General features: G+C 52.7%; 22 protein-coding genes. 14 read left to right on the top strand and 8 right to left on the bottom strand.

Annotated elements, in window-relative coordinates; all coding sequences use genetic code 11:
- Window positions 1-3: 3 nt before the first annotated feature.
- Complete coding sequence (locus INT84_RS16440; protein ID WP_194207658.1) at window positions 4-696, bottom strand: GntR family transcriptional regulator; 693 nt, start codon at window positions 694-696, stop codon at window positions 4-6.
- A gap of 274 nt (window positions 697-970) precedes the next feature.
- On the opposite strand from INT84_RS16440, the gene INT84_RS16435 reads away from it, so the two are divergent.
- Both INT84_RS16435 and INT84_RS16430 read left to right on the top strand, forming a co-directional pair.
- Window positions 971-2,590 (top strand): alpha-glucoside-specific PTS transporter subunit IIBC, encoded by a 1,620-nt coding sequence (locus tag INT84_RS16435; protein ID WP_194207657.1) that lies wholly within the window; start codon window positions 971-973, stop codon window positions 2,588-2,590.
- On the top strand, window positions 2,587-3,909 hold the full coding sequence (locus INT84_RS16430; RefSeq protein ID WP_194207656.1) for a 6-phospho-alpha-glucosidase: 1,323 nt from the start codon (window positions 2,587-2,589) through the stop codon (window positions 3,907-3,909). Before INT84_RS16435 ends, INT84_RS16430 begins: the two co-directional genes overlap by 4 nt.
- Before the next feature lie 22 nt (window positions 3,910-3,931).
- Here INT84_RS16430 and INT84_RS16425 read toward each other — a convergent pair whose 3' ends face one another.
- On the bottom strand, window positions 3,932-4,804 hold the full coding sequence (locus INT84_RS16425) for an AraC family transcriptional regulator (protein ID WP_194207655.1): 873 nt from the start codon (window positions 4,802-4,804) through the stop codon (window positions 3,932-3,934).
- 170 nt (window positions 4,805-4,974) lie between these two features.
- Between INT84_RS16425 and INT84_RS16420 the strand changes: the two genes are divergently transcribed.
- The 5 genes from INT84_RS16420 to INT84_RS16400 all read left to right on the top strand — a co-directional run bounded on the left by INT84_RS16420 (window position 4,975) and on the right by INT84_RS16400 (window position 9,626).
- Window positions 4,975-6,690, top strand: coding sequence for a solute:sodium symporter family transporter (locus tag INT84_RS16420; protein ID WP_194207654.1), 1,716 nt, complete (start codon window positions 4,975-4,977; stop codon window positions 6,688-6,690).
- The gene (locus INT84_RS16415) at window positions 6,687-8,180 is read left to right on the top strand and encodes a sulfatase-like hydrolase/transferase (protein WP_194207653.1); all 1,494 of its coding nucleotides are present in this window, start codon (window positions 6,687-6,689) and stop codon (window positions 8,178-8,180) included. The genes INT84_RS16420 and INT84_RS16415 overlap by 4 nt, the downstream gene beginning before the upstream one ends.
- A gap of 222 nt (window positions 8,181-8,402) precedes the next feature.
- The gene (locus INT84_RS16410; RefSeq protein ID WP_194207725.1) at window positions 8,403-8,750 is read left to right on the top strand and encodes a YidH family protein; all 348 of its coding nucleotides are present in this window, start codon (window positions 8,403-8,405) and stop codon (window positions 8,748-8,750) included.
- Window positions 8,740-9,102 carry a DUF202 domain-containing protein gene (locus INT84_RS16405; RefSeq protein ID WP_176918501.1) on the top strand — a complete coding sequence of 121 codons (363 nt, stop codon included), beginning with the start codon at window positions 8,740-8,742 and terminating at the stop codon, window positions 9,100-9,102. Before INT84_RS16410 ends, INT84_RS16405 begins: the two co-directional genes overlap by 11 nt.
- A 14-nt stretch (window positions 9,103-9,116) precedes the next feature.
- On the top strand, window positions 9,117-9,626 hold the full coding sequence (locus tag INT84_RS16400) for a radical SAM protein (protein WP_194207652.1): 510 nt from the start codon (window positions 9,117-9,119) through the stop codon (window positions 9,624-9,626).
- 11 nt (window positions 9,627-9,637) lie between these two features.
- On the opposite strand, the gene INT84_RS16395 is transcribed toward INT84_RS16400, so the two are convergent.
- Both INT84_RS16395 and tisB read right to left on the bottom strand, forming a co-directional pair.
- Window positions 9,638-10,471: a DMT family transporter gene (locus INT84_RS16395; protein ID WP_194207651.1), complete on the bottom strand. Its 834-nt coding sequence runs from the start codon at window positions 10,469-10,471 to the stop codon at window positions 9,638-9,640.
- Between the two features lie 119 nt (window positions 10,472-10,590).
- The gene (gene tisB, locus INT84_RS16390; protein ID WP_103676286.1) at window positions 10,591-10,680 is read right to left on the bottom strand and encodes a type I toxin-antitoxin system toxin TisB; all 90 of its coding nucleotides are present in this window, start codon (window positions 10,678-10,680) and stop codon (window positions 10,591-10,593) included.
- Window positions 10,681-11,201: 521 nt separating this feature from the next.
- Between tisB and ivbL the strand changes: the two genes are divergently transcribed.
- The 4 genes from ivbL to INT84_RS16370 all read left to right on the top strand — a co-directional run bounded on the left by ivbL (window position 11,202) and on the right by INT84_RS16370 (window position 14,688).
- Complete coding sequence (gene ivbL, locus INT84_RS16385) at window positions 11,202-11,300, top strand: ilvB operon leader peptide IvbL (protein ID WP_176918496.1); 99 nt, start codon at window positions 11,202-11,204, stop codon at window positions 11,298-11,300.
- Window positions 11,301-11,403: 103 nt separating this feature from the next.
- Window positions 11,404-13,092, top strand: a complete 1,689-nt coding sequence (gene ilvB, locus INT84_RS16380; RefSeq protein WP_194207650.1) for an acetolactate synthase large subunit — start codon at window positions 11,404-11,406, stop codon at window positions 13,090-13,092.
- A gap of 3 nt (window positions 13,093-13,095) precedes the next feature.
- The gene (gene ilvN, locus INT84_RS16375; RefSeq protein WP_176918494.1) at window positions 13,096-13,386 is read left to right on the top strand and encodes an acetolactate synthase small subunit; all 291 of its coding nucleotides are present in this window, start codon (window positions 13,096-13,098) and stop codon (window positions 13,384-13,386) included.
- A 267-nt stretch (window positions 13,387-13,653) separates the two neighbouring features.
- On the top strand, window positions 13,654-14,688 hold the full coding sequence (locus tag INT84_RS16370) for a glycosyltransferase family 52 (RefSeq protein WP_194207649.1): 1,035 nt from the start codon (window positions 13,654-13,656) through the stop codon (window positions 14,686-14,688).
- Between the two features lie 3 nt (window positions 14,689-14,691).
- On the opposite strand, the gene INT84_RS16365 is transcribed toward INT84_RS16370, so the two are convergent.
- The gene (locus INT84_RS16365) at window positions 14,692-15,477 is read right to left on the bottom strand and encodes a DeoR family transcriptional regulator (protein WP_194207648.1); all 786 of its coding nucleotides are present in this window, start codon (window positions 15,475-15,477) and stop codon (window positions 14,692-14,694) included.
- A 324-nt stretch (window positions 15,478-15,801) separates the two neighbouring features.
- On the opposite strand from INT84_RS16365, the gene rbsK reads away from it, so the two are divergent.
- Genes rbsK through INT84_RS16350 form a run of 3 tightly spaced genes read left to right on the top strand, consistent with a single transcriptional unit; the run spans window position 15,802 to window position 19,088 of the window.
- Window positions 15,802-16,722 carry a ribokinase gene (rbsK, locus tag INT84_RS16360; RefSeq protein ID WP_194207647.1) on the top strand — a complete coding sequence of 307 codons (921 nt, stop codon included), beginning with the start codon at window positions 15,802-15,804 and terminating at the stop codon, window positions 16,720-16,722.
- A 27-nt stretch (window positions 16,723-16,749) separates the two neighbouring features.
- Window positions 16,750-18,066: an L-fucose:H+ symporter permease gene (gene fucP / locus INT84_RS16355; RefSeq protein WP_194207646.1), complete on the top strand. Its 1,317-nt coding sequence runs from the start codon at window positions 16,750-16,752 to the stop codon at window positions 18,064-18,066.
- Between the two features lie 11 nt (window positions 18,067-18,077).
- On the top strand, window positions 18,078-19,088 hold the full coding sequence (locus tag INT84_RS16350; RefSeq protein WP_194207645.1) for an aldose 1-epimerase family protein: 1,011 nt from the start codon (window positions 18,078-18,080) through the stop codon (window positions 19,086-19,088).
- A 195-nt stretch (window positions 19,089-19,283) separates the two neighbouring features.
- On the opposite strand, the gene INT84_RS16345 is transcribed toward INT84_RS16350, so the two are convergent.
- The 3 genes from INT84_RS16345 to INT84_RS16335 form a co-directional block, all read right to left on the bottom strand.
- Window positions 19,284-20,594 (bottom strand): MFS transporter, encoded by a 1,311-nt coding sequence (locus INT84_RS16345; RefSeq protein ID WP_194207644.1) that lies wholly within the window; start codon window positions 20,592-20,594, stop codon window positions 19,284-19,286.
- Window positions 20,595-20,657: 63 nt separating this feature from the next.
- On the bottom strand, window positions 20,658-22,175 hold the full coding sequence (locus INT84_RS16340; RefSeq protein WP_176916999.1) for a UxaA family hydrolase: 1,518 nt from the start codon (window positions 22,173-22,175) through the stop codon (window positions 20,658-20,660).
- A 21-nt stretch (window positions 22,176-22,196) separates the two neighbouring features.
- On the bottom strand, window positions 22,197-23,096 hold the full coding sequence (locus INT84_RS16335; RefSeq protein WP_194207643.1) for a dihydrodipicolinate synthase family protein: 900 nt from the start codon (window positions 23,094-23,096) through the stop codon (window positions 22,197-22,199).
- Window positions 23,097-23,283: the final 187 nt, after the last annotated feature.

Genomic DNA, 23,283 nt, shown 5'->3' with positions numbered 1-23,283 from the left:
GTCTCAAAAGTAGTGATCTTCCCGATATTCGCTGGTATTGCGATACATTATCGAGTAGTTAATAAATTCATTTTGCCGACTGTAAGTGAGGGAACTGATGCATAAGATTGGCGTCTTTTCTTTCACCTCCAGCAGGCCGGCAATCGGATTTTCTGCCAGGATCGGCGTCAGGCACTCATAGTTCCCGCCAATCTGAATCTTCGCCTCTTTTTCAATATATTTAAACTTTGAGCCTTCCAGGTGGGATATCGCCAGGCTGCGAAAGAGTCGCACTGGCATATAACTATCTTCAATCATTAGCGGAGTGTTATTTACCGAGCGAATCCTTCTTGAATAATACACTTTTTCATCATCACTCAGTTGTAATTGGGCCGAGACGGCGTCAGAGGCCGACTGGATTTGAAAAATAAGTACCTGACTGGTTATTTTTCCATGAAAATTTTTCAATGCCTTAAAGAATCCTGGCAAATTTTTGGTTCCCGGATAAACATTCTTATGCATGATAAAGGTGCCGCTGCCGTTTTTTCTGAAAACTAACCCCCAGCTAACCAAAAGATCGATCGCCTTGCGAATGGTCATCCTTGATACGCCAAACTCTTCTGCCAGTCGGTGCTCCCCTGGAAGCGCACTTCCGACGGCGTATTCTGCTGTGCCAATTCGAATACGTAAGGTATTAGCGATGGCTTTGTAGATCATCTGTAGACCTCTTTCCCTTTAAGTGAACGGTTGATTACACGCTGTAATGCATTGATTTTTAGTGTTTTAATTTTTACATGATTTTTTGGCTTTCTCAACCTGCCCAGAATAAAGTAAAAAAATGTACAGGTTGGGCAAAATAAAAATTTGAGCCTTATCACAAATAAAAATTTTCTGACGACGGTGCTTTAACGTTCTCGTTTTATTGTGCTGATGAGTTTTTATTGCTTCCGGCATTATATAGGGTGTATGCACAATATATAAGGATTAAAAAATGCTAAGTCAAATACAACGTTTTGGCGGCGCTATGTTTACGCCAGTACTGCTATTTCCTTTTTCTGGAATGGTTGTGGGTATCGCTATTCTGTTACAAAATCCGATGTTTGTTGGCGAGTCGTTAACATCCCCGGATTGCTTATTTGCACAAATCATTCATATTATCGAAGAAGGCGGCTGGACCGTCTTCAAAAATATGCCGCTGGTATTTGCGATTGGCTTACCTATCGGGCTGGCAAAAAACGCGCAGGCGCGAGCCTGTCTCGCGGTCTTGATGAGTTTCCTGACCTGGAATTATTTTATTAACGCAATGGGAACTACCTGGGGTGGCTTTTTTGGCGTTGATTTTGGTATTGATCCTGTTGCCGGAAGCGGGTTGACCATGATGGCGGGTATCAAAACGTTAGATACCAGTATTATCGGTGCCATTGTTATTTCCGGCTTTGTTACCGCATTACATAACCGTTTTTTTGATAAAACGCTGCCGACGTGTCTCGGGATATTTCAGGGCACATCCTTTGTGGTGATTGTGGCATTCTTCGCGATGATCCCCTGCGCCTGGCTAACGTTGTTCTGCTGGCCCAAAGTCCAGGTGGGAATTGAGTCGTTACAGGACTTTTTACGCACCTCCGGCGCGCTGGGCGTATGGGTCTATACCTTCCTGGAACGTATTCTGATCCCCACCGGCCTGCATCATTTTGTCTATGGTCCCTTTATGTTCGGCCCGGCTGCGGTTGAAGGTGGCATTGGGGTTTACTGGGCGCAGCATCTGCATGAATTTAGCCAGACCACCGAGTCGATCAAAACCCTCTTCCCGGAAGGTGGATTTGGTCTGTTCGGTAACTCAAAAGTGTTCGGCGCGCCGGGCATTGCGCTGGCGTTCTATTACACGGCGGCCCCGGATAACCGTAAAAAAATTGCGGGCCTGTTAATTCCCGCGACGTTAACGGCCATTCTTGTCGGCGTCACCGAGCCGCTGGAGTTCACCTTCCTCTTTATCTGCCCGCCGCTGTTCGCCCTCCATGCGGTACTGGCGGCGACGATGGCGACCACGATGTACCTTGCTGGCGTGTCGGCCAACCTCGGCGGCGGCCTTATTGATACCTTTATTCCGCAGGTCTGGTTGCCGCTGTTCTACAACCACACGGTAATGATCGTCACCCAAATCGTCATTGGTCTGATCTTTACCGGCATTTATTTCGTGGTCTTCCGGTGGCTGATCCTGCGCTTCAACCTGAAAACGCCGGGGCGTGAAGATAGCGAAGTGAAGCTCTACACCAAAGCCGATTATAAAGCAGCGCGTGGAAAAACCACCTCGGCCACACCCGACCCAAAACTTGGGCAGGCAGCTGGCTTCCTTCAGGCGCTGGGCGGCGCGGGCAACATTGAAAGCGTCAATAACTGCGCTACCCGCCTGCGTATTACCGTGGTCGATATTACGAAAATGGAAAGCGACGACATCTTCAAAGCGCTTGGCGCACACGGCGTTGTCCGGCGCGGCAACGCGGTACAGGTGATTGTCGGGCTGCATGTGCCACAGGTACGCGACCAGCTTGAATCCCTGATGAAAATCCCCTTAACGAAACCATCTCAATCCATGACGGAGGCTGTATCATGAAAAAATTCTCAGTGGTGATTGCCGGCGGCGGCAGCACCTTTACACCCGGTATTGTATTAATGCTGCTGGCAAACCAGGATCGTTTGCCGCTGCGTTCGCTGAAGTTCTATGACAACGATGGCGCACGCCAGGAGATTGTGGCCGAAGCCTGCAAGGTGATTATGCAGGAGCAGGCACCGGACATTGACTTCAGCTATACCACCGATCCTGAAACCGCCTTTACCGACGTCGATTTTGTGATGGCGCATATCCGCGTCGGCAAATACCCGATGCGTGAGTTGGACGAAAAAATCCCGCTGCGCCACGGCGTGCTGGGCCAGGAAACCTGCGGGCCGGGCGGGATTGCCTACGGGATGCGCTCCATCGGCGGCGTGCTGGAGCTGGTGGACTATATGGAAAAATATTCGCCGAACGCGTGGATGCTGAACTACTCCAACCCGGCGGCGATTGTGGCGGAAGCAACGAACCGCCTGCGTCCGAATGCCAAAATCCTTAATATCTGCGACATGCCGATTGGCATCGAAAGCCGTTTCGCGCAGATTGCCGGTCTGCAAAGCCGCAAGCAGATGCGCACGCGCTATTACGGCCTTAACCATTTCGGCTGGTGGTCGTCAATTGAAGATCTGGACGGCAACGACCTGATGCCCATGCTGCGCGCCCATGCGGAAAAACATGGCTACGTTCCGCTGTCCGACGTGCCGCCGACGGAAGCCAGCTGGAACGACACATTTGTAAAAATGAAAGATGTTTGCCTGCTGGACCCGGATACGCTGCCTAACACCTACCTGAAATACTACCTCTATCCAGACTATGTGGTGGCGCACTCGAACCCGGAGCGCACCCGCGCGAATGAGGTGATGGATCATCGCGAGAAGCATGTCTTCAACGCCTGTCGCGCCATTACCGCCGCCGGTAATTCCGCCGCCGGAGAACTGGAGATCGACGAGCACGCCTCCTACATCGTGGATCTGGCCGCGGCGATCGCCTTCAACACGCAGGAGCGGATGCTATTGATTGTGCCGAATAATGGGGCCATCCATAACTTTGACGCCGATGCAATGGTCGAAATCCCCTGCCTGGTGGGTAAAAGTGGGCCGGAGCCGCTGACGGTGGGCGATATTCCGCATTTCCAGAAGGGGCTGATGGGCCAGCAGGTAATGGTCGAAAAACTGGTGGTGGATGCGTGGGAAACACACTCTTATCAGAAACTGTGGCAGGCGATCACGCTCTCTAAAACGGTGCCGAGCGCGTCGGTGGCAAAAGCCATTCTGGACGATTTGATTGAGGCCAACCGGGAATACTGGCCGGAACTGCGCTAATCTTTTGCCGGGTAGCGCTGCGTTACCCGGCTTTATTTCCCTGCCGCAGCACCGCCGACGGCGCATAGCCAAATTTCCGCTTAAACGCTTTGCTGAAGTGAAATGAGTCAAAAAAGTTCAGCATATCGGCCACGTTGCTCACCGAATTCCCCTCCTGCTTAAGCAGCGACAGCGCCAGATCCAGCCGCGCATCCAGATAATACTCCTTGGGCGTTTTCCCGGTATAGCGCAAGAAGAGGCGGCGCAAATACTGCTCGCTGCACTGCATCCACTGGGCCATCTCCGCCACGCTCCACTGTTTTTGCAGATCAGAATGCAGCAGGCTAATCAGCTTTTCTATCTGGATAAGCTGACGGTCTTTGGTGCCGTTTTCAAAAATCAGGCAAATCCACTGGTAGATAATCTTGGTAAGAAAGGCAACGGCCAGATTATTTTTTAACGGATTGCGGCTGGCAATCAGTCTGGCAACTTCATTAAGTTCATTCTTAAATACATCGCCGTTATAAATAATAGCCTGCTGTAATAAAGGGATCTCCATAACGCTGGTAGGGACAAATTCCATCCAGTATTGTTCCCAAATTAAACCATCGCAATGATAGGATTTTATATCCATTGGCTTTAAGAATATAACGCAATTGCCATTAAGGATAATTTCGGAATTGTCGGTAAGAATGATTTTCCCGCAGCCCTGAAGGGTGTAAACAGCTACCCATGAATTCGCGATTAATGGCTTTTTCTTGTCGCGAGGCCATATGACACGGTAGCTCTCATCGGCAAGGGTGTGCCATAGCGAGATGAGCGAAATTCCGCTTGAGATCACATTTTCTTCAAGAACTAACGGAATATTGTACGTAGTTTCGTTTTTTACATGCGAAAATTGAATTTTTCCATTCATTTTAATTTCCCGTCAGCGAATTATGCCCACAACCTGAAGTGAAATTTAGCAGAAAACGTTCGTTTCAGGGAACCCAGCTTGTATTTTTAGAAATCGAACAGCCTGGATCCGGCATGAACTTTATTCCTCTGTACATCATGCCGGACATAATCATAAATAAGGGCAATAAGATGAACATTCAGCAAATTGTGAGCTTTATCGCGTTTACTCTACTGGTAGCGGTGATTACTTGGTGGAAGCTGCGTAAAGCTGACACCGATTCGCAGCAGGGATACTTTCTGGCAGGACGCTCGCTTAAAGCGCCGGTCATTGCCGCCTCCCTGATGCTGACCAACCTTTCCACGGAACAATTAGTGGGTCTGACCGGACAGGCGTACCGTAGCGGTATGTCAGTGATGGCCTGGGAAGTCATCTCCGCCATTCCGCTCATTTTTCTGGCGCTCATTTTTCTTCCCCGCTACTTGCAGCGCGGCATTGCCACTATCCCCGACTTTATCGAAGAGCGTTACGATAAAACCACCCGCATTATCATCGACTGCTGCTTTTTGATCGCCACCGGGATCTGTTTTTTGCCGATCATCCTCTACTCCGGGGCGCTGGCGTTTAACAGCATGTTTCACGTAGGTGAAGCCTTCGGCATTTCACAGAACAGCGCTATCTGGGCGATGGTGATTGTGCTCGGCATCTGCGGCATTCTGTATGCGGTGATCGGTGGTATGCGCGCTATCGCCATTGCCGATGTCATTAACGGCATCGGTCTGGTGATTGGCGGACTGATGGTGCCGTTTTTCGGCCTGCTGGCGATGGGCGGCGGCAGTCTTTCCCGCGGTTTCGCGCGGCTGACCAGCGATCACAGCCAGATGCTCAACTCCATTGGTGGCAGTCACGATCCGGTGCCGATTGGTGCAGCGCTGACCGGGCTGATCCTGGTCAACACCTTTTACTGGTGCACCAACCAGGGCATTGTTCAGCGCACGCTGGCCTCGAAAAGTCTCTCCGAAGGGCAAAAAGGCGCGCTGCTGACCGCCGTACTGAAAATGCTCGATCCGCTGATTCTGGTCCTGCCGGGGGTCATTGCTTTCCACCTGTTCCAGGATCTGCCAAAAGCCGATATGGCTTATCCGGCGCTGGTCAACAAAGTGATGCCGCTGCCGCTGATCGGTTTCTTTAGCGCCGTGTTATTTGGCGCAATTATCAGCGCGTTCTGCGGTTTTCTAAACAGTGCTTCAACGCTGTTTAGTCTCGGGATCTATCGCCGCATTATCAACGAGAACGCCTCCTCAGAACAGTTGGTCAGCGTGGGTCGCCGCTTTGGTTTTATTGTGGCAATTATTTCAGTGCTGGTTGCGCCGTGGATTGCCAACGCGCCGCAGGGGCTGTATTCGTGGATGAAACAGCTTAACGGCATCTACAACGTGCCGTTGGTAACGATTGTTATCATGGGCTTTTTCTTCCCGCGCATCCCGGCAATAGCTGCCAAAGCTGCGATGTTTTTCGGCATCGTCAGCTATATCACCATCAACTATCTGGTGAAGTTCGATTTTCATTTTCTCTATGTGCTGGCCTGCACCTTCTGTATCAACGTGGTGCTAATGCTGATTATCGGCGCAATCAAACCGCGCGCCACGCCGTTTAAATTCCACGATGCGTTTGCCGTGGATATGCAACCGTGGAAGAACGTGAAGATCGCCTCTGTGGGTGTGCTTTTCGCGATGATTGGCGTCTATTCCGCGCTGGCGCAGTTTGGCGGCTACGCCTCGCGGTGGTTGACGATCCTCAGCTACTCCATCGTTGCCGCCGTAGTGATTTACCTCATTTATAGCGCCTGGCGTGAGCGCCATAGCGCGCCCGCCATTTACGCTACCGATGCTAAGGATAAACCATGAGTCGCCCCAATTTTTTGTTCATCATGACCGACACGCAGGCCACCAATATGGTGGGCTGCTACAGCGGCAAGCCGCTCAACACTCACCATATCGATCGGCTGGCGGGGGAGGGTATTCGCTTTAATTCCGCTTATACCTGCGCCCCGGTTTGCACGCCTGCCCGCGCGGGCCTGTTTACCGGCATCTATTCTAATCAGTCAGGACCGTGGACCAATAACGTTGCGCCCGGCAAAAACATCTCGACGATGGGGCGCTATTTTAAAGATGCGGGCTACCACACCTGCTATATCGGTAAATGGCACCTGGACGGTCACGACTATTTCGGCACCGGCGTTTGCCCGCCGGAATGGGATGCGGATTACTGGTATGATGGGGCTAATTACCTGGCGGATCTGACCGAGGAGGAGATTGGCCTGTGGCGCAACGGATTGAACAGCGTTGAAGATTTAAACGCTAATCATATCGATGAGACATTCACCTGGGCGCATCGTATCAGCAATCGTGCCGTGGATTTTCTGCAACAGCCTGCGCGCAATGATGAACCCTTCCTGATGGTAGTCTCCTATGATGAGCCGCATCACCCCTTCACCTGCCCGGTGGAGTATCTGGAAAAGTACGAGGACTTTTATTACGACCTCGGGGAAAAAGCGCACGACGATTTGCATAACAAACCTGAGCACCACCGCCTGTGGGCGCAGGCGATGCCCTCGCCGGTGGGAGCGGACGGGCGCTACCATCATCCGATGTATTTTGCCTGCAACGATTTTGTCGACGATCAGATTGGCCGGGTAATCGACGCCCTGACGCCGGAGCAGCGTGACAATACCTGGGTCATTTATACCTCCGATCACGGCGAAATGATGGGCGCGCACAAGCTCATCAGTAAAGGCGCGGCGATGTATGACGATATCACCCGCATTCCGCTAATTATGCGTCCGCCGCACGGCGAGCCGACGCAGGTGGACACCCCGGTCAGCCATATCGATCTGCTGCCGACGATGATGGCGCTGGCAGGCATCGAGAAGCCAGCGATTCTGCCGGGTGAGAATATCCTTAACGCGCCTGAAACGCGCGGCGTGATGGTGGAGTTCAACCGTTATGAGATTGAGCACGACAGCTTCGGCGGTTTTATTCCGGTACGCTGCTGGGTGACCGATCGCTATAAACTGGTGCTCAACCTGTTTACCAGCGATGAACTGTACGATCGGCACAACGACCCTGACGAGCTACGCAACCTTATCGATGAACCGTCACTCGCCGATGTGCGCAACCAGATGCACGATGCGCTGCTGGATTATATGGATAAGATCCGCGATCCGTTCCGCACCTATCAATGGAGCCTGCGTCCGTGGCGCAAGGACGCCCAGCCGCGCTGGATGGGGGCTTTCCGCCCGCGTCCCGAAGACGGCTATTCGCCGGTGGTGCGCGATTACGACACCGGCCTGCCGACGCAGGGTGTCAAAGTGGAAGAGAAGAAGCAGAAGTTTTAACCGCGATGCTTCCTTTAAAAGAGAGGTTGATGACAAACCTCTTTTAAAACGTGTAGCTGTTCAACTGCCGGGTAGCGCTGCGCTTACCCGGCTACAATAATATGAAATACCCTGTGATTATGCGTTAAAAAGAAAAATTCCCGTGACGCGTGGAACATTCTCTTGCGCCCTTATTACGTTTATCCTGTCTGCACAGAATAGAATCAAAAGGATGAAGTAGTGATGAAAATTTCCCGCCTCGGAGAAGCGCCGGATTACCGCTTCTCGCTGGCAAACGAACGTACTTTTCTGGCGTGGATCCGCACCGCGCTGGGCTTTCTGGCGGCGGGTGTCGGGCTGGATCAGCTTGCGCCGGATTTCGCCACGCCCGCCATCCGCGAGCTGCTGGCCCTGTTGCTTTGCCTGTTCGCGGGGGGACTGTCGATTTATGGCTATCTGCGCTGGCTGCGTAATGAGAAGGCGATGCGGCTAAAAGAGGATTTACCCTATACCCGCACCTTACTGGTCATCAGCATCATTTTGCTGCTTGTGGTGGTCATTGTAATGGCGCTGGTGCTGTATGGCGGATAACCGCAAAGCCCGTCGCGAATCAGATCCCGGCCTGCAACCAGAACGCACCTCTCTGGCCTGGTTTCGTACCTTATTGGGCTACAGCGCGCTGATGGCGCTGGCGGTAAAGCATCACTGGCACGAAGCCGGGGCGCTATTCTGGGTTTCGATTGCCGTGCTGATCGTGGTCGCCGCGCTGATCTGGCACTATACCCGCAGCCGCAGCCTGATGGACGTTGAACACGGCGATTTCGCGCAGCCGCGCGTGGTACGTGATAAATTTTTGATCTCCCTCGCGGTCCTGTCGCTCGCATTGTTGTTTGCTATTACTCATATACGTCAGCTCATCTTATTGATTCAGGAATACCTGTAACAGGATGTCACGTCATGGACGATGCTGTTTTTGAGCCTTACCTCCGCCTGCCTGAAGAGATGCGGGTTAACCTCATCATTAGCCAACAGCCGCAGCGGGTCTACCGCTATCTGCGTGAACGCCGCCTGTCGCGCATTCACTTTTATCCGCTGGTGGAACAGGCTGCAAACGGGCAACTCAGCGCAGAATCGGTAACGGGAGAGGCGTGGGGGAATTTCTTAAGCGCGATCTTCGATATCTGGGTGAGAGAGGATATCGGGTGCGTATCGATACCGCTGTTTGAGGATACGCTTAACGTCTGGCGGGAGCGCCAGCATGACGATGCGGTGCAGGAAACGTTATCCGCGACATGCCGTAACTGTACGCAGTTACGTTTCTGTCTGGGGTGCCGGATAGCGAGCGAGGGCGTTTTATGTAGCGGCTACCGCCAGTTTTTCGCCTATAGCGCCCCGTATATGCGGGTGATGCGGGATTTGCTAAAGCAGCATCGTTCGCCGATGGAGTTGATGGCGCTGCTGCGCTGATTGATTTCCCTTCACGCCAGCCGCAGCAGTATCGCCCCGGCCGCAATTCCGCAGGCGGCCAGCACGCGCAGCGGCGTCACCCGCTCCTTCAAAAAAATCGCAGCGATCAGCGCACCAAACAGAATCGACGTTTCACGCAGCGCGGCAACCACGGCCAGCGGTGCCTGGGTCATCGCCCACAGCGCCAGACCGTAAGATCCCATCGTGCCAATGCCGCCGGGGATACCTTTCTTCCAGTGGCGCACCAGATAGCGCGTGGCCTCATGACGACGGGCCAGCATCGCCCAGCTCAACAGGCAGGCTCCGTTCATAAAAAAGGTCCATAGGGTATAGCCGAGCGCGGTACCGGAAACGCGCACGCCGTTGCCGTCAACCAGCGTATAGCCGGCAATAAAACACGCATTAAGCAGGGCAAGCCAGACCCCTTTTTGCAGGCGAAAATGGCCGTTAAAGGCCATCGCGAGAATGGCAACACAGATAACGCCGATGCCTGTCCACGCCAGTTGGGAAAGATGTTCGCCGAGTAGCGTCACGCTTATCAGCGCGACCAGCAGCGGAGCCGTGCCGCGCATCAATGGGTAGGTCTGGCTCATGTCCGAGATTTGATAGGTCTTCGCCACCAGTACCGTATACACCACCTGTAGCGCGCAGGAAGCCATCAGATACGGCACGCTCGCCAGCGTGGGTTGAGCTGAAAAGGGCAGCATGATCAGCGCGATAAGCGCCGCAGAACCGCTTACGCTAATTGCGGAGTAGAGTTTGTCGCTACCTGCTTTAACGATGGCATTCCAGCTCGCATGCAGCAGCGCGGCGAAAAGCAGGACACAGAAAACGGTGAGGGTCATGGTATGCAATGGTGATTGGTTGTCACAAAAACGTAACATAATAACGACGAATGAAACCAGCGCAAATTTGTGAGAGAGGGGCGGTTTCCCGCCCCTCTCTGGTGCGGCTTGAACCTGATTTACCGCAGGTATTTCAGGACAGCATCAAGCAGTTGCAACAAGGCAACAATGAGTTTCAGGATAAGAATGACCATATCCATTTCGCCCATACGCTTCTCCTTTGGGTAAAGGAGCACGACCGACTGACGTACCTTTCCGCCGCCTGTTGCCAGCCGTATTGTTGGCGTAACACAGTGTGCTCTCTCGGGATTAAGGCACTGACGGCACCACCCGTTTCAGCCAGGACTTCTATCGCGCCATAATAGAGCGGACCCCGAATGTCACACTGCGAACATAACCAGTATAGATAAATACTGTATTTATGAACAGTATTTTATGGACAAAAAAAGGTCCCTGATCCATACTCAACGGGTCAAAATAGCAACGGAAAATTGCGCGTTCTTGCGAGATCGCGTATACTTCTCGCGTTGACGTAACACAGTGTGCTCTGCGGTTACCACCCGCAGAACCCTGAAAAAACCTCGCTCCGGCGGGGTTTTTTGTTTTAACGACTTTGTAACGGAAATGTGATCGACAACCCAATTTCGCCGCGACGCGCAAAAAGCGGTTGTTTCAGGCGAATTCCTGTGCTTGTATGAAACCACGTAAACCATAAGCAATCAGGTCCCTAATGAACCCTTCCATGCTGAACACGACTCTACTAACAACCGCGCTACCCGCTGCGGCTGTCGTCGTGCGTGTGGTGGTGGTCGTCGGCAATGCGCCGTAGGGTCCGGAACACACGATTCCAAAACCCCGCCGGCGCAAACCGGGCGGGGTTTTTCGTTTAAGAACCTACCCGGAAAGTCGGCCCAGAAGAAAAGGACTGGAGCATGGCAAGTTCGGGCACAATATCGCAGACCACGCGCTACACCGGCGCGCAGTTAATCGTTCATTTACTGGAGCGTCAGGGCATTACCACGGTAGCGGGTATTCCCGGCGGGACAGTGCTTCCTCTCTATGACGCATTAAGCCAAAGTAAAACCATTCGTCACGTGCTGGCGCGTCATGAGCAGGGCGCGGGATTTATCGCACAGGGAATGGCCCGCACCGAAGGCAAACCCGGCGTCTGTATCGCCTGTAGCGGTCCGGGTGCCACCAACCTGGTGACGGCGATTGCCGATGCGCGCCTCGACTCCATTCCACTGGTCTGCATCACCGGACAGGTTCCGGCCTCAATGATTGGCACCGACGCCTTCCAGGAAGTCGACACCTACGGCATCTCTATCCCCATCACCAAACACAATTATCTGGTGCGCAATATTGCCGAACTGCCGCAGGTGATCAGCGACGCGTTCCGCATCGCGCAGTCCGGGCGTCCGGGGCCGGTGTGGATAGACATTCCTAAGGATGTGCAGACCGCTGAAATCGAGCTTAGCGAACTGCCGGAGCCGGGCGGCCGCGCACCTGCGCCAGCGTTTGAAACGCACAGTATTCTGGCGGCGGCGGCAATGATTAACGCCGCCGCGCGTCCGGTGCTCTATCTGGGCGGCGGCACGATCAACGCGCCAGAACAGGTGCGTCAGCTGGCGGAAAAGGCGAGCCTGCCAACCACCATGACGCTGCTGGCGCTGGGAATGCTGCCAAAAGCGCATCCGCTTTCGCTGGGTATGTTAGGCATGCACGGCGCGCGCAGCACCAATTTTATTTTGCAGGAGTCCGATCTGCTGATCGTGCTCGGCGCGCGTTTTGATGACCGGGCGATTGGTAAAACCGCCGAGTTCTGCCCGAACGCGAAAATTATCCATGTGGATATCGACCGCGCCGAGTTGGGGAAAATCAAACAGCCGCACGTGGCGATTCAGGCGGATGTGAGCGAGGTGCTGGACGCGCTGATCCCGCATATTGAGAGGCAGCCGCGTGAAGCGTGGCGCACGCTGGTGGCAGATTTACAGCGCGAATTTCCCGGCGCGATCCCCCAGGCAGACGATCCGCTTAGCCATTACGGGCTGATCAACGCCGTTGCTGCTTGCGTGGACGATAGCGCGATTGTGACCACCGATGTGGGCCAGCACCAGATGTGGACCGCGCAGGCGTATCCGCTGAATCGTCCGCGTCAGTGGCTGACATCAGGCGGTCTGGGAACGATGGGTTTTGGTCTGCCAGCGGCGGTTGGCGCGGCGCTGGCGAACCCTGACCGTAAGGTACTGTGCTTTTCCGGTGACGGCAGTCTGATGATGAATATTCAGGAGATGGCGACCGCCGCCGAAAATAACCTGGACGTAAAAATCATTCTGATGAATAACGATGCGCTGGGGCTGGTGCATCAGCAACAGAGCCTGTTCTACAAACAGGGCGTATTTGCCGCCACTTATCCGGGCAGCGTGAATTTCATGCAGATTGCGGCCGGTTTCGGACTGCAAACCTGTGACCTCAATGCCGAGAGCGATCCGCAAACGGCGTTACAGGAAATCATTGCCCGTCCCGGTCCGGCGCTCATTCATGTGCGTATAGATGCGGGTGAAAAAGTGTATCCTATGGTTCCGCCAGGTGCGGCGAATACTGAAATGGTGGGGGAATAAGCCATGCAACAACCGACTCATGATAACGTTATTCTTGAACTCACCGTGCGCAACCATCCTGGCGTCATGACGCATGTTTGCGGCCTGTTTGCCCGTCGGGCGTTCAACGTAGAAGGTATCCTGTGTCTACCGCTACAGAACAGCGATCTCAGCCGGATCTGGCTGCTGGTCAACGACGACTGGCGGCTGGAGCAGATGATAAGTCAGGTTGATAAACTGGAAGATGTGGTAAAAATCAACCGCAGCCAGTCCGATCCGACCATGTTTACTAAGATTTCCGTCTTTTTTGAATGAGGCAAATTAACTGGGCAAGGGCTATTCCTTGCTCAGTTGTTATGGTTGAATTATTTTCTGGTGACTGCTGGGTTAAAACAAAAATTATTTCTCAAAGGAATTCTTATCATTGGTTTCTTTTTTGTTGATCAATAAAAAAGTTTCCTTTTCCGTACACAATAAAATATTGCCAATTGTTACCATAGTGCGGTATTAGTATAGCTTCTTTACGATACCATGCCGTAATGGTATCATTAGCGAAATTGAAGTGATAAGAGCGGGTAAGTGATGGAAATTGTTGAACATTTTTTTATCGTTTGCTCTCCACTCCAGCTTAGAATTGTATCACAAATTAAAGCACGATATGCTAATGCGCGCTTTCATGTGATCTACCTCAAAACTAAAGTAGAGCTAAAACCATATATATATGAGGTGATTGATCGGGATTTTGATTCCGGTTTAGTTGCCAATATGGATTATGGCTTTATCAATATGCTTAAAATTAGGCAATTCCTTAAGCATAAAAATATTCGTTACGTATACATGGCCAATATTAGCCATCTTTCAGTGCAATATATATTAAAAATGTTGCCTAAAGATGTCGGTATCAGAACGTTTGATGACGGTATTTTAAGCATAAACTCGGTAGGCTATCTCGACAGGCAAATAAAATTACGCAAAGGAATTAGCCGTAAGCTAACGCGCCTCTGGTTGGGTAAGTCTTATAATATCAAAGAGATAGCTGAAAGAAGCGAGCTGCATTATTCGATCGTGAAAAATGAAAATAAGAATATGAATGTAAAATGTGAGTTGGTTTACATTGATATTCTTGCAGATCAATCGCCAGCCTCAGACATTGAAGACGCGACGCTTAGCAGGCAGGGCGAAATTAATATTTTCGTCGGTTCCAAGTTTAAGGATATTTTGTCACAAAAGAATGATGACAACCTTGCGGCGTTGATGAAAAAAATAAAATCCATTGCTGCACCCGCGAAATCCTTTATTTATCTAAGACATCCGCGTGAAAAAAGTAGTCAGCTATTTGGCATGAAAGAAATCGTGCTGAATTCGATTTCTGAAGACTATATTTGCCAGCTGTCCTCGACGTATCAGAGGGTAAACGTTTATGGTTTCGCCAGCACGTGTCAGCTTAACGTAATGAAATTAGATAATGTTCACCTTACGTTGCTAAAGACCTCCCTTATCCGACCGGATATTCGCGATTCGTTTGCCCTGTTCTCGGATAGCGACAAAGTCACCGTTTACGATCTGGATAACGCCGATGCCAGCGTCATTCAGGAGCCTGCTCTCAGCCTCTCCTGACGCTCATTCACTCTCCGATTCCGGTGTAATCACCTTCACAAAACCGTTTCGACAATGCGTGGCGTAATCCACTGGCAGCGCGCGGTCGCTAATCAGGACGTCAAATGCCGACAGTGGACCCATGCTGGCGGGCGCAACCTCGTCAAATAACGCGTGGCGTGCCAGCAGAATTTTGCGCAGACCGTGCTCCATAGCTTTACGCTTGGTCGCGAGATCGTCCGGATTAAACCAGGTCACACCAAAATGTTCATGTACGCCGCTGGCGGAAATAAACACTTTTCGCGGATTCAGGCAATCCAGCGGGGAGGGATTATTGGTGTCATAGAACGCATCGCTTTTTGCCCGATAGGTGCCGCCGCAGAGAATGGCCGTGGCATGGGGCTTCGCATTCAGGGCGATAAAAACCCGGTGCGAATAGCAAATGCCGGTAAACGTGATGTCATCAGGGATCATGCTGATGACCAGCGGCATCTCCGGACCATTGTCAAAAAAGACCAAATCGTTTTCGCTGACCAGCCCGGCGGCCAGGATAGCAACCGGCATATCGTCCTGATGATGGAGTGCTGGTTTCGGCGGCAGCGGGGCAGACTGGGCCGGTTTATTGACCATTACGATATAGCCGCCCAGCAGCGTCAGCGGCAGCGGTTCGCTATCCTCCAGGCTGAAATCACGGCGGATGGTCATGACGGAGACTTCAAGCATTCGCGCCGCATCCTTAAGATGGATGCGATCGGTTTTCTTGAGCAATTCCATCAGGCGGCGAATACGTTCTTTTTGCTTGGTCTCCATCTTCCCTCTCATCATCCGGTTGGTAATGTTTCTTAAATAACATTTTGATGTCGTCAGAAACATGGCGACTGCACATTACTATACTGTGTGCGCCCCGGAAAGAAAACCCTGTATCCGCCCGTTTTTACAACAATAAAGACCACTATATCAAGAAATTATGCGATTACCCGGTTTCGTTTATCGCCATCTTTGCTATTTATCTGGACGTTATGTAAACAACAAAATCATCCCATAATCGCGATCGCAGTCACAAATGATACTAAAATAACATGATAATGTTACGATAATATCATTGTTATGTGATTGTTTCTGAGAGGTAGTAAAATGGATATCGCGGTTATCGGTTCAAACATGGTGGATCTGATCACCTATACCCACCAGATGCCAAAAGAGGGCGAAACCCTTGAAGCGCCAGCGTTCAAGATTGGCTGCGGTGGTAAAGGGGCGAATCAGGCAGTCGCGGCGGCCAAGCTCAATTCGAAAGTGCTGATGCTGACCAAAGTCGGCGACGATATCTTTGCCGATAACACCATTCGTAACCTGGAGTCGTGGGGCATTAACACCACTTATGTGGAGAAAGTGCCCTGCACCAGCAGCGGTGTGGCCCCTATTTTTGTGAATCCGAATTCCAGCAACAGTATTCTTATCATCAAAGGGGCGAATAAATTCCTCTCCCCGGAGGATATCGACCGCGCGGCAGAAGATCTGAAAAAATGTCAGCTCATCGTGTTGCAGCTCGAAGTTCAGCTGGAGACGGTATATCACGCCATTGAGTTCGGCAAAAAGCACGGCATCAAAGTGTTATTAAACCCGGCCCCGGCACTGCGTGAACTGGATATGTCGTATGCCTGCAAATGCGATTTCTTCGTGCCCAATGAAACCGAGCTGGAAATACTGACCGGGATGCCGGTTAATTCTCATGATGCCATTCGCGCCGCTGCCCGCAGTTTGATAGAGAAAGGGCTGAATAATATTATCGTCACTATGGGCGAAAAGGGCGCGCTGTGGATGACCCGCGATCAGGAAGTTCACGTTCCTTCTTATAAAGTAAATGCCATTGATACCAGCGGCGCGGGCGATGCCTTTATTGGCTGCTTTGCCCATTATTACGTCCAGAGCGGAAACGTTGAAACCGCCATGAAAAAAGCCTCTCTCTTCGCGGCATTTAGCGTCACAGGGAAAGGTACTCAGTCGTCTTATCCCAGCATTGAACAATTCAATGAATTCCTGGCATTAAACGAATAATCACCCTGCACAGTAAAAGGTAGCACTATGAACGATAAAAACATCGTTCAGATGCCCGACGGGTATCTGAATAAAACGCCTCTGTTCCAGTTTATTTTGTTATCCTGCCTGTTCCCGCTATGGGGATGCGCGGCTGCGTTAAATGATATATTAATCACGCAGTTTAAAAGTGTTTTTTCACTCAGTAACTTTGCCTCCGCGCTGGTACAAAGCGCGTTTTACGGCGGTTATTTTTTAATTGCGATCCCGGCATCGCTGGTTATTAAGAAAACCAGTTATAAAGTGGCTATCCTCACCGGTCTGACGCTCTATATTGTCGGCTGTATGCTGTTCTTCCCCGCCTCGCACATGGCAACCTACACCATGTTCCTGGCGGCGATTTTTGCTATCGCGATTGGCCTGAGCTTCCTGGAGACCGCGGCGAACACCTACAGTTCGATGATTGGACCTAAATCTCACGCCACGCTGCGCCTGAATATCAGCCAGACGTTTTACCCGATTGGTGCGGCAGCGGGAATTCTGCTGGGTAAATATCTGGTCTTCTCCGACGGCGACAGTCTGCAAAAGCAGATGGCCGGAATGAATGCCGAGCAGATCCACAATTTTAAAGTGCTGATGCTGGAAAACACCCTTGAGCCCTATAAGTACATGATTATGGTGCTGGTCGTGGTGATGGTGCTGTTCCTGCTGACCCGCTTCCCGACCTGTAAAGTAGCGCAAACGGCCAGTCATAAGCGTCCTTCTGCGGCGGATACGCTGCGCTATCTGGCAGGCAACGCCCGCTTCCGTCGCGGCATTCTGGCCCAGTTTCTCTACGTCGGCATGCAGGTTGCGGTCTGGTCCTTCACCATCCGACTGGCGCTGGAGATGGGCGATATTAACGAGCGCGATGCCTCGACCTTTATGGTCTACAGCTTCGCCTGCTTCTTCATTGGCAAGTTTATCGCCAACATCCTGATGACCCGCTTTAACCCGGAGAAAGTGCTGATCCTCTATTCGATTGTCGGGGCGCTGTTCCTCGCTTATGTCTCTCTGGCACCGAGCTTCAGCGCGGTGTGGGTGGCGGTACTGGTCAGCGTGCTGTTTGGACCATGCTGGGCGACGATTTATGCCGGAACGCTGGACACGGTGGATAACGAGCACACTGAAATGGCGGGCGCGGTGATTGTGATGGCGATTGTTGGCGCGGCGGTGGTTCCGGCGATTCAGGGCTACGTGGCAGACATGTTCCACTCGCTGCAACTGTCCTTCCTGGTCTCCATGCTGTGCTTTGTTTACGTTGGCGTTTACTTCTGGCGCGAGAGCAAAGTCCGCCGTAACCTGACTGAAGCCACCGCTTCCTGAGGAGAAAGAGAATGACACGTCTGATGCTCTGGCGCGAACTGTTCAGCGAACAGCCGCGCACTCTGCTGGAAAATGCGGATTTCACCGTCACGGCTTTTCGGTACGCCAGCGGCGTTGAAGGATTGCGGGTCGCTAACGCCCGCGGCCATCTGGTCATTCTGCCCTGGATGGGGCAGATGATTTGGGATGCGGAATTCGATGGCCGCGACCTGACCATGCGCAATATGTTTCGCCAGCCGAAACCTGCTCGCGAGGTGGTAGAAACCTACGGCTGCTTCGCCTTTCACTCCGGGTTGCTGGCGAACGGCTGCCCATCGCCGGAGGATAATCACCCGCTGCACGGCGAGATGGCCTGCGCGCCTATGGATGACGCGTGGCTGGAGCTTGACGGGGACAGCCTGCGCGTCGGTGGTCGCTATGAATATGTGATGGGATTCGGCCATCATTATCAGGCGCAGCCGGAAGTGGTATTGCGTAAAGACAGTGCGCTGTTCGACATCAAGATGGCGGTGACCAACCTGGCGTCGGTGGCGATGCCGCTACAGTACATGTGCCATATGAATTACGCGTATGTACCGGACGCAACGTTTAGCCAGAACGTGCCGGACGAGGCACTGACGCTGCGCGAATCGGTGCCAGCGCACGTCAAACCGACGGAACAATGGCTGGCGTTCAATCAGCGTATTTTGCAGGGCGAAGCGTCGCTGGATACGCTTAACGAACCGCACTATTATGATCCGGAAATTGTTTTCTTTGCCGATAACCTGAGTGCCTGGACGGACAAACCGGAGTTCAGCATGACGGCCCCGGATGGCACTACGTTTGTTACCCGCTTTGCCAGTGCAGAGCTGAATTATGTCACCCGCTGGATTTTGTATAACGGCGATCAGCAGGTTGCCGCCTTTGCGCTTCCCGCCACCTGCCGCCCGGAAGGTTTCCTCGCCGCGCAGAACAACGGTACGCTGCTCTACCTTGAACCACAGCAGACCCGGACGTTTACCGTCACCACCGGGATAGCCTGAAGAGAGATTCGCCAGCGGTACGCGGGCCGCTGGCGAATCGTATTGCCCGGTGGCGCTGCGCTTACCGGGCCTACGGTGTGGAACGGCTTATGGTCTGGAGCGTGTTTTGTAGGCCGGGGTAAGGCGAAGCCGCCACCCGGCAAACGTACCGCGGTGGCCGACGTTATCTGCCCGGCATTAACGGCAACAGAGGCATTACTTCTCCTCGATAACCATTTTCTTATCAAAATTAATCAGCAGCGAACAAACCAGATCTCCCACCGCCGCCAGGGCGAAGAACATCATCGCGGCGTAATAATTACCGGTGGACTGCACCAGGAAGCCAATGAAAATCGGCAGGATGGCGGCAAACAGGTTACTGGTAAAGTTCATCGTACCGCAGATGGTCCCCGCCACGGACTGCGCGCCGAGCAGGCCCGGAATCGACCAGTAAACGCTGGCCCAGCGCAGCGGGAAAAGCGCGATGGTCAGCAATGTAATCGCAATTGCAGGCGTTGAACTCTGGGCGCACAGGAAAATGCCCACGCCAGCGGTGGTGGCGGAAATCGCCAGCATGGTATGCATTACGCGGCTGGTCTTACCGCCTTTGCTGCGCCATTTATCCATGATATAGCCGCCCGTCAACTGACCGACAAAGCAGAGCAGGAAAATCAGCGCCATCGCGCCACCCATCGATTTAATATCAAAACCGTAGGTGGCCTGGAAGTAGAGCGGAAGCCACGTCATCAGCCCGTAAAACACAAAGCTGTAGCATACCCATCCGCCGATCAGCGCGAGCACATTGCGCTGCTTCAAATAGGGCTTAATATCCGCCAGACGATATTTCTTGCTGCTGGTCGCCGTGCCGTTGGCGGCAGCGATATGATCCAGCTCGGCTTTGTTAATACGCGGATGTTCTGAGGGATAAGTACGGATATACCACCAGGCCAGGAAACCGACGAGCATCGTTCCCACGCCCGCCACCACAAACGCCATCCGCCATGAGTCGAAGAAAGCGATCAGCCCGGCGATGATCACCGCGCCAAGCGCCGTACCCAGCGGCGCGCCGCCGTCCAGCAGCATAGAGCCCCGCCCGCGTTCCGTCGGGGTCAGCCATGTTCCCATTAACTTTGCCCCGGCGGGCATAATGGGCGACTCCGTCACGCCCAGCCCGAGGCGTGAAATCGACAGGGTGAAAATAGAGTGACACAGCGCGGCAACCGCCTGGAAGGCACCCCATAAAATCGTCGCCAGCGCGATAATATTTCTTGCTTTAAACTTATCGGCAATCACGCCGCTGGGAATCTGCATTAATGCATAGGCCCAGAAAAAGGCGCTGTGAATAACGCCCACGACGCGCGTATCGGTAATACCAAACTCATCGGTAATATAGGGCATGGCGATAGACAGCGAGGTGCGGTCAATATAATTTATCGCGCCCAGGATCAGCATGATGATAAATATTCGCCATCTTACAGTGGTCGCTTTTAATTTTTCTTCTTCAGTATGCGCATGAACAATAGACATAAGGACTCCTTGCCATGCTCAATAAGAGCATGGCGGTGCGAGGTATAATGACGTAATGACGCGTTACATAATGGAGCCAATCGTCCAGGGGACGAATTCCTGACTCCCATAGCCAAATTCTTCACTTTTTGTTTTTTTGCCGGACGCCATTTCGAGGATCATGTAATAAATCCGCTCGCCGACCTCGGCGATGGTTTCTTCTCCCTCGACAATGGTTCCGCAGTTGATATCCATATCCTCCTGCTGACGCTGCCAGAGCGCGTTATTGGTGGCAAGTTTCATACTTGGGGTCGGTTTAGATCCAAAAGCGGACCCCCGACCGGTGGTGAAGCACAGTAAATTCGCACCACCGGCAATTTGCCCGGTAACGGCGATAGGGTCATATCCGGGCGTATCCATAAACACGAACCCTTTTTCAGTGACGGGTTCGGCATACTCATACACGGCGGTCAGGTTAGTCGTCCCGGCTTTGGCAATGCCGCCCAGCGACTTCTCAAGGATGGTCGTCAGCCCGCCGACCTTATTGCCCGCGGAGGGATTATTGTTCATCTCGCTGCCGGTTCGACGGCAGTACTCTTCCCACCAGTGAATACGCGCGATTAGCTTTTCGCCGACCTCGCGTGACACTGCGCGGCGGGTAAGCAGGTGTTCTGCGCCGTAGATTTCTGAGGTTTCAGAAAGGATGGCCGTGCCGCCTTGCTGTACCAGCTTGTCCACCGCGTAGCCCAGCGCCGGGTTAGCGGAAATACCGGAGTAGCTGTCGGAGCCGCCGCACTCCAGCGCCAGAATAATCTCCGAAGCGGGGATCGGTTCGCGCACCACCTGGTTCGCCAGCGGCAGCATGGTATTGACCAGCTCGATCCCTTTCTGGATGGCCTTGCGCGTTCCGCCAATCTCCTGAATCGTGAAGCTGTGCATCATCGGACCATCCGCCAGACCGTGCGCGTTCATCATGTCTTTGATCTGGCTGGATTCACAGCCGAGACCGATGATAATCACGCCCGCGAAATTAGCATGGGTGGCGTACCCGGCCATGGTGCGCCGCATGACCTCCATCGACTCGCTCTTTGCGCCGATTGCGCAGCCAAAACTTTGCGGCAGAGACACCACACCGTCGACGTTCGGATAGTCAGCCAGCCCGTGCAGACGAAAATGGTCCTCGATTGCCCGCACCACCGTGGCGCTACAGTTAACGGAGCTTAAAATGCCGATGTAGTTGCGGGTAGCGGCGCGGCCATCGGCGCGGCGAATGCCGTTAAAGGTGTCAGGCGTGTCGGTAATGGTGACCGGATGACTGTCCACTCCCCATGCGTAGTCGCGTTCAAAATCGCCCATCCCCAGGTTATGCATATGAATATGCTCACCCGCCTGTATCGGCTGGGTGGCGAAACCGATTATCTGGCCATAACGTTTTACCGCCTCGCCTGCCGCTATCGCCCGAATGGCAATTTTATGCCCGGCGGGAATATCGCTGAGGACCTTAATTTGTTCTTCCGCAAGCCAGGTGTCCTGGGGAACGTGCTGTCTTGCAATAACGACATCATCTTTCGGGTTAAGTTTGAGTACAGGGTTGATGTTCATTATCATTGCTCTCTTGCTGATTTACAGATTGATATGGGCCAGAATATTTCTGACCTGCTCTGTTTTTTCGTTATTAAGCGGTAACGCCGGAGGGACGACGGCGGTAGAGATATCCACACCGCTCAGTTTAATGGCGGTTTTAATCACGCCAAAAAAGGGCTGTTCCAGCGCGTACAGAGGAGAAAGTTTTGCCAGCTGCTGCTGAAACGCGCGGGCGCGGTTTAAATCGTTATTGATAAACGCGTCATAAATTCCACGGGTGATCTGCGGCGCGAAATTAAAGGTCGCCGGAATACCGCCATGACCGCCTAACAGTAAGGTATCCAGCAGATATTCATCATAGCCGCTGAAAATAATAAAATCGGGCCGGAAGGTGTGAACACGGTTAATGATTTCCCGGGTGTGGCTGATATTATCAATCGTATCTTTAATACCCACAATATTCGGCACTTCGCGGGCCAGCCGGATAATAATATCCAGGCCGATATCCTGTCCCGTCAGATCAGGGAAATTATACAAAAAGACGGGCGTCTCCAGCGCTTCAGCAACGCGCTGGTAGTGGGTAAAGCGCGCCTCATCGCTCAACTTCGCATAGTAAGGGTTAACAACCAGTACGCCGTTGGCCCCGGCCTGCTGAGCGTGCCGTCCCAGTTCGATGGTCTCAGCCGTTCCGGGAGAGGCGATGCCAATCAGCACCGGCACTCTGCCTGCGACATGTTGCAGACAAAACGCGGCAATCTCTTTGCGCTGCGCGGTGGAAAGATGACAAAACTCGCCGCCGCTGCCGAGGATCAGCATGCCGTCAGCGCCGTTGCCGATCACATGGTCGATCATCCTCGCCATGCCGGGTTTATCAAGGTTGCCTGATTCATCCACGATAGTCGGGACGGGGGGAAAGATACCTTTAAACATCGTTAACATTGCTTCGCCTTTTGTTCTGTATATGGAACTATTATTCTGTATGTTGAATTGAGTACAGCAAATTACCAAATCTTTCGTCAATGGCTTTATGCGGAATAAGTGAACAATTGTGACGGGCGTCAGATTTGGCGGCGGTACTGGTGAGGAGCTGCGTGTTCTATAACCAGGGCGTAGAGGGACGATATGT

This window comes from Superficieibacter sp. 1612_C1, from assembly GCF_015234305.1.
Taxonomy (GTDB): Bacteria; Pseudomonadota; Gammaproteobacteria; order Enterobacterales; family Enterobacteriaceae; genus Superficieibacter.
The sequence above is the reverse complement of the archived record's forward strand: the minus strand, read 5'-3'. Positions and strand labels throughout refer to the sequence as shown.

What these genes read in the sequence shown, in the direction of transcription:
- INT84_RS16440 (WP_194207658.1), bottom strand. Translation starts at nt 696, where the DNA reads ATGATCTACAAAGCCATCGCTAATACCTTACGTATTCGAATTGGCACA.
- INT84_RS16435 (WP_194207657.1), top strand. Translation starts at nt 971, where the DNA reads ATGCTAAGTCAAATACAACGTTTTGGCGGCGCTATGTTTACGCCAGTA.
- INT84_RS16430 (WP_194207656.1), top strand. Translation starts at nt 2,587, where the DNA reads ATGAAAAAATTCTCAGTGGTGATTGCCGGCGGCGGCAGCACCTTTACA.
- INT84_RS16425 (WP_194207655.1), bottom strand. Translation starts at nt 4,804, where the DNA reads ATGAATGGAAAAATTCAATTTTCGCATGTAAAAAACGAAACTACGTAC.
- INT84_RS16420 (WP_194207654.1), top strand. Translation starts at nt 4,975, where the DNA reads ATGAACATTCAGCAAATTGTGAGCTTTATCGCGTTTACTCTACTGGTA.
- INT84_RS16415 (WP_194207653.1), top strand. Translation starts at nt 6,687, where the DNA reads ATGAGTCGCCCCAATTTTTTGTTCATCATGACCGACACGCAGGCCACC.
- INT84_RS16410 (WP_194207725.1), top strand. Translation starts at nt 8,403, where the DNA reads ATGAAAATTTCCCGCCTCGGAGAAGCGCCGGATTACCGCTTCTCGCTG.
- INT84_RS16405 (WP_176918501.1), top strand. Translation starts at nt 8,740, where the DNA reads ATGGCGGATAACCGCAAAGCCCGTCGCGAATCAGATCCCGGCCTGCAA.
- INT84_RS16400 (WP_194207652.1), top strand. Translation starts at nt 9,117, where the DNA reads ATGGACGATGCTGTTTTTGAGCCTTACCTCCGCCTGCCTGAAGAGATG.
- INT84_RS16395 (WP_194207651.1), bottom strand. Translation starts at nt 10,471, where the DNA reads ATGACCCTCACCGTTTTCTGTGTCCTGCTTTTCGCCGCGCTGCTGCAT.
- tisB (WP_103676286.1), bottom strand. Translation starts at nt 10,680, where the DNA reads ATGGGCGAAATGGATATGGTCATTCTTATCCTGAAACTCATTGTTGCC.
- ivbL (WP_176918496.1), top strand. Translation starts at nt 11,202, where the DNA reads ATGAACCCTTCCATGCTGAACACGACTCTACTAACAACCGCGCTACCC.
- ilvB (WP_194207650.1), top strand. Translation starts at nt 11,404, where the DNA reads ATGGCAAGTTCGGGCACAATATCGCAGACCACGCGCTACACCGGCGCG.
- ilvN (WP_176918494.1), top strand. Translation starts at nt 13,096, where the DNA reads ATGCAACAACCGACTCATGATAACGTTATTCTTGAACTCACCGTGCGC.
- INT84_RS16370 (WP_194207649.1), top strand. Translation starts at nt 13,654, where the DNA reads ATGGAAATTGTTGAACATTTTTTTATCGTTTGCTCTCCACTCCAGCTT.
- INT84_RS16365 (WP_194207648.1), bottom strand. Translation starts at nt 15,477, where the DNA reads ATGGAGACCAAGCAAAAAGAACGTATTCGCCGCCTGATGGAATTGCTC.
- rbsK (WP_194207647.1), top strand. Translation starts at nt 15,802, where the DNA reads ATGGATATCGCGGTTATCGGTTCAAACATGGTGGATCTGATCACCTAT.
- fucP (WP_194207646.1), top strand. Translation starts at nt 16,750, where the DNA reads ATGAACGATAAAAACATCGTTCAGATGCCCGACGGGTATCTGAATAAA.
- INT84_RS16350 (WP_194207645.1), top strand. Translation starts at nt 18,078, where the DNA reads ATGACACGTCTGATGCTCTGGCGCGAACTGTTCAGCGAACAGCCGCGC.
- INT84_RS16345 (WP_194207644.1), bottom strand. Translation starts at nt 20,594, where the DNA reads ATGTCTATTGTTCATGCGCATACTGAAGAAGAAAAATTAAAAGCGACC.
- INT84_RS16340 (WP_176916999.1), bottom strand. Translation starts at nt 22,175, where the DNA reads ATGAACATCAACCCTGTACTCAAACTTAACCCGAAAGATGATGTCGTT.
- INT84_RS16335 (WP_194207643.1), bottom strand. Translation starts at nt 23,096, where the DNA reads ATGTTAACGATGTTTAAAGGTATCTTTCCCCCCGTCCCGACTATCGTG.